Origin of the sequence: Streptomyces sp. SID5785, from assembly GCF_009870065.1 — a bacterium.
In the GTDB taxonomy this organism is placed as follows: domain Bacteria; phylum Actinomycetota; class Actinomycetes; order Streptomycetales; family Streptomycetaceae; genus Streptomyces.
This window is the reverse complement of sequence record NZ_WWIA01001023.1, coordinates 1-3,583: the sequence shown is the minus strand read 5'-3', so window position 1 is coordinate 3,583 and position 3,583 is coordinate 1. Positions and strand designations below refer to the sequence as shown.

The 3,583-nt window shown below is 75.2% G+C and carries 6 protein-coding genes; 3 read left to right on the top strand and 3 right to left on the bottom strand.

The window, feature by feature from the left end:
- The first annotated feature begins 86 nt into the window (after positions 1 to 86).
- From GTW43_RS33210 to GTW43_RS33200, 3 genes are read left to right on the top strand one after another with little or no spacing between them, the layout of a single operon-like run.
- Positions 87 to 668, top strand: a complete 582-nt coding sequence (locus GTW43_RS33210) for a sigma-70 family RNA polymerase sigma factor (RefSeq protein WP_343246019.1) — start codon at positions 87 to 89, stop codon at positions 666 to 668.
- On the top strand, positions 665 to 1,291 hold the full coding sequence (locus GTW43_RS33205; RefSeq protein WP_161305698.1) for an Asp23/Gls24 family envelope stress response protein: 627 nt from the start codon (positions 665 to 667) through the stop codon (positions 1,289 to 1,291). Before GTW43_RS33210 ends, GTW43_RS33205 begins: the two co-directional genes overlap by 4 nt.
- Positions 1,288 to 1,629 (top strand): hypothetical protein, encoded by a 342-nt coding sequence (locus GTW43_RS33200; RefSeq protein WP_161305697.1) that lies wholly within the window; start codon positions 1,288 to 1,290, stop codon positions 1,627 to 1,629. The genes GTW43_RS33205 and GTW43_RS33200 overlap by 4 nt, the downstream gene beginning before the upstream one ends.
- 15 nt (positions 1,630 to 1,644) lie before the next feature.
- Here the strand turns inward: GTW43_RS33200 and GTW43_RS33195 are convergent, their stop codons facing one another.
- The 3 genes from GTW43_RS33195 to GTW43_RS33185 all read right to left on the bottom strand — a co-directional run.
- The gene (locus tag GTW43_RS33195; RefSeq protein WP_161305696.1) at positions 1,645 to 2,394 is read right to left on the bottom strand and encodes an anti-sigma factor; all 750 of its coding nucleotides are present in this window, start codon (positions 2,392 to 2,394) and stop codon (positions 1,645 to 1,647) included.
- Positions 2,391 to 2,975: an ECF RNA polymerase sigma factor SigK gene (sigK, locus tag GTW43_RS33190; RefSeq protein WP_161305695.1), complete on the bottom strand. Its 585-nt coding sequence runs from the start codon at positions 2,973 to 2,975 to the stop codon at positions 2,391 to 2,393. Before sigK ends, GTW43_RS33195 begins: the two co-directional genes overlap by 4 nt.
- A gap of 197 nt (positions 2,976 to 3,172) precedes the next feature.
- Positions 3,173 to 3,583, bottom strand: a 411-nt coding sequence (locus tag GTW43_RS33185) for a thioesterase family protein (protein ID WP_161305694.1), incomplete at its 5' end; no start/stop codon positions are given.

Genomic DNA, 3,583 nt, shown 5'->3' with positions numbered 1-3,583 from the left:
TGAAGAACTTTCCGGTGCGTCACACAAGAGCTGGTGCCGTGTCCAACGCACAGGACCGGATGAGGCCCGACGAGAGGAGCCACTCAGTGCCGGGGTCGCGCAGACAGACCGCACCGCCCGAAGGCGGCGCGGACGACGACGCCCTGTTGGTCGTCCGCGCAGCGGAAGGGGACGAGGACGCGTTCGCGGTCCTCGTGCAGCGCCATGCTCCCGCGCTGATCAGGCTGGCCACCCGCCTGCTCGGCAACCGCGCCGAGGCCGAGGACGCCGTCCAGGACGCGCTCATCAGCGCCTGGCGCCGACTGCCCGAGTTCCAGCGGCAGGCGTCCTTCAGCACCTGGACGTACCGCATCGTCACCAACCGCTGTCTCAACGTGCTGCGCGCCCGCAGGCCCGTGGCACCGCTGGAGTCCGCGGGCGAGGTGCCCGCACCCGAGCACGCCGTGTCCCCGGCCCGCATCGCCGAGGGACGCGACGCGGTCCGCGAGCTGCGGGACGCGCTCGAGGACCTCTCGGCCGAACAGCGCGCCTGCTGGGTGCTGCGCGAACTCGACGGCCAGTCCTACGAATTCATCGCGGACGCGGTCGGCATCAGCCAGGAGGCTGTCCGGGCCCGTGTCTTCCGTGCACGACGCTGCCTGACTCAAGCACTGGGGGCCTGGCGATGACCGCTCACACCGATCCGCCCACCGCACGCTCCGGCGCCGCCGACGACGACGAGCGGCTGCCCTGCGGCCGGCTCCTGTCCCAGGTCTGGGAGGCCTGGGAGGACCGGGCCGACGACCCGCACCTGCGTACCTGCCCGCACTGCCGCGAGGCCCTGGGCGAACTGGACCGGCTCGAGTCCGCGGTCCGCGGGCTGCGCGCGGACCCGGCGGACGCCGACGACCCCGACGGCTCGGACGTGGCCCGCCGCGTGATGGACGTCGTCCGTCTCGAACTGCGCCCCGGACGCCCGCTGCCCCTCGGCGAACCCGGCGAGGACCTGTGGGTCATGGAGGCCGTCGCCGCCCGCTCGCTGCGCGCGGCCGCCGAGACGGTGCCCGGAGTACGGGCCGGGTCCTGCCGGCTGCGGCCCGCCCCGCGGGACGGCGCCCCGGGACCGGTCGAGGTCCGCCTCGAGATCCACGCACCCCACGACGCCGCCCTGCCCGCGCTCGCCGAGCAGGTCCGCGCCCGGGTCCGGGACGCGGCGGACTCCGCCCTCGGTCTGCCGGTGCTCGCCGTGGACATCCGCATCACCGACCTCGTCGACGGGTCGGCCGACGACCAGGAAGGCGGGGCCCGATGAACCCGCGCACGCTGCCCGGCACGCTTGTGCAGGAGATCGCCCGTGCGGTCGCGGACCTGCCCGACGTCGCCTTCCTGCGGCCCGGTCTGGCCGGCCGGCTGCGCTCCGCGTTCTCCCGCACCGATCCGGACACCGGACCCGCGGACGGGGTCCGCGTGACGCGCCGGACCGGCGGGGCGGGCTGGCAGGTGGAGATCCAGCTCGTCGCCCGGAGCCGGGCCCGCACCGCCGACGTCGCCCGGGCCGCCCGCAGCGCCGCCGAGGAGCGGATCGCGGCGGCGCTGCCGGACGGGCGCGACGACGTGCGGGTCACCGTGGTCGTCACCGGTCTCGTCTGAGCGCCCGGCCCGCGCTCAGGCGGGGAACTTCATCAGGGCGACCGGCGCCGAGGTCGGATGCGCCGACCCCCCGGCGGGCTCGACCGTGATGCCCATCCCGGATGCCCCGTCCACCCCGCCGTCGAGCAGGACGGCCTGATCGGTGCGCGCGCTGTCCATGAGCCCGGCGGAACGCATCGTGCCGGCGTCGTCGAACCACAGCTGGTACACCTTGCCCCGCGGCGGGTGCGCCATGCCCGAGGCCAGGAAGACGGCCCGGTCCTGGCTGCCCGAGACGACGACCGTCCCCGAGGCGCCTCCGGCGAGCTTCGCCGAGGCGGTCCGCGCGTCGGGCGCCGAGAGCACCGCGGCGATCCGGTCGTTGTTCTGCTCCGCGCGCCGCGCCTGCTCGTTCGCGTCCTGTGCGCGCTGGTGCTGCCACACGGCGGTACCGCCGAGCGCCGCGGCGACCGCGACACACGCGGCGAGCGCCCACCGCGAGGCACGCTGCCAGCGCCGGCCGCGGGCGGGCCGCCCGGTGCGGACCGTGCCGGGGCTCTCCTGGCGCACCGTCGTGATCCGGCGCAGCACCTCGTCGCGCAGGCCGGGCCGGGGGACGGCGGACGCCGCGAGTCCGAGCCGGGCCGCGGTCGCGGTCAGCTCGGCGGTCTCGTCCCGGCAGGCCGGGCACTCGGCCAGATGCCGTTCGAAGGCGGCGCGCTCGTCGTCCGGCAGCGCGTGCAGCGCGTAGGCGCCGGTCAAGGTGTGCAGGTCGGCGGTGGTCATGCCGTCACCCCCAGGCAGTCGCGCAGCCGGATGAGCCCGTCCCGCAGCCGGGTCTTGACCGTGCCGAGCGGCACGGTCAGGGCCTCGGCCACCTGCCGGTAGGTCAGACCGCGGTAGTAGGCGAGCGTCACCGCCTGGCGCTGGATCTCCGTGAGGGTGCGCAGACAGCGGCGCACCTGCTCACGCTCGAGACGGGCCTCCACCTGCTCGGTCACCTCGTCGAACTCGGGGGTGCGCGCCAGCTGCGCGGCCTTGCGTTCGCGGGCCGCGGACGCCTCCACGGACCGGACCCGGTCGATGGCGCGCCGGTGCGCGAGGGTGAGGATCCAGTTGAGCGCCGTCCCGAGGTCGCGGCGGTAGCGGGGCGACGTGCGCCAGACCTCGACGAGGACCTCCTGCGCGACCTCCTCGGACTGGGCCTGGTCACGCAGCACGGCGCGCACGGTGCCGAGGACCGGTCCCATCACGACGTCGTAGACCGAGGCGAACGCGGACTCGTCGCCGAGCGCGGCCCGGCCCACCAGTTCCTGGAGGTCAGGTTCGGTGTCGGGGTGGCGGCCGATGTGTACGGCTTCTCTCACTGGGCCCTCCGTGGCCATGGTCGGTGCATCCTCACCAGTGATCCGGAGCCGCCGGGGCGGTGGATTGGTCGGGGCCCGGCCGGGACCCGGGGGCACCGGGTGAAGCGTGACAGCACCGGACGGCGTGCGGTGCCCGGGGACACGGGAAGGGCCCCGCGGATCACTCCGTGGGGCCCTTCCCGCCGTCCCTGAGACGCTCAGCCGACCGCCGCGACGGACCGTCCGGCCCACTCAGGGGCGTCCCGCTCGGTGAACTCGGCGAACCGGGCGAGCACGTCCTCGGGCAGCGCCACCGCGCGTCCGGCGGCCCGGTCGACGTGCACGGCGAGCAGCTCGGTCGTGGCCACGGGCGCGGCGTCCGCACCGGGCTCGGATCCCGCCTCCGCGACGACGTACATCTCGTGCGTGAAGCGGGCCTTCTTCCCCGCAGCGCCCAACACCCGGGTGCGGACGGCCAGATGGGCGCCCTCGGGCACGTCCCGCAGATAGCGCAGGTGCGCCTCGACCGTGTACAGGGAGCAGCCCGTCGACTCGCGGTAGCCGGAGTGCAGTCCCGCCTCGATCATCAGCGCGTCGGTGGCGTGGCCGAAGACGAGGACGTAGAACGA

Excerpts from the sequence above, each read along its gene's own strand:
- GTW43_RS33200 (WP_161305697.1), top strand. The coding sequence starts at position 1,288 with ATGAACCCGCGCACGCTGCCCGGCACGCTTGTGCAGGAGATCGCCCGT.
- GTW43_RS33195 (WP_161305696.1), bottom strand. The coding sequence starts at position 2,394 with ATGACCACCGCCGACCTGCACACCTTGACCGGCGCCTACGCGCTGCAC.
- GTW43_RS33205 (WP_161305698.1), top strand. The coding sequence starts at position 665 with ATGACCGCTCACACCGATCCGCCCACCGCACGCTCCGGCGCCGCCGAC.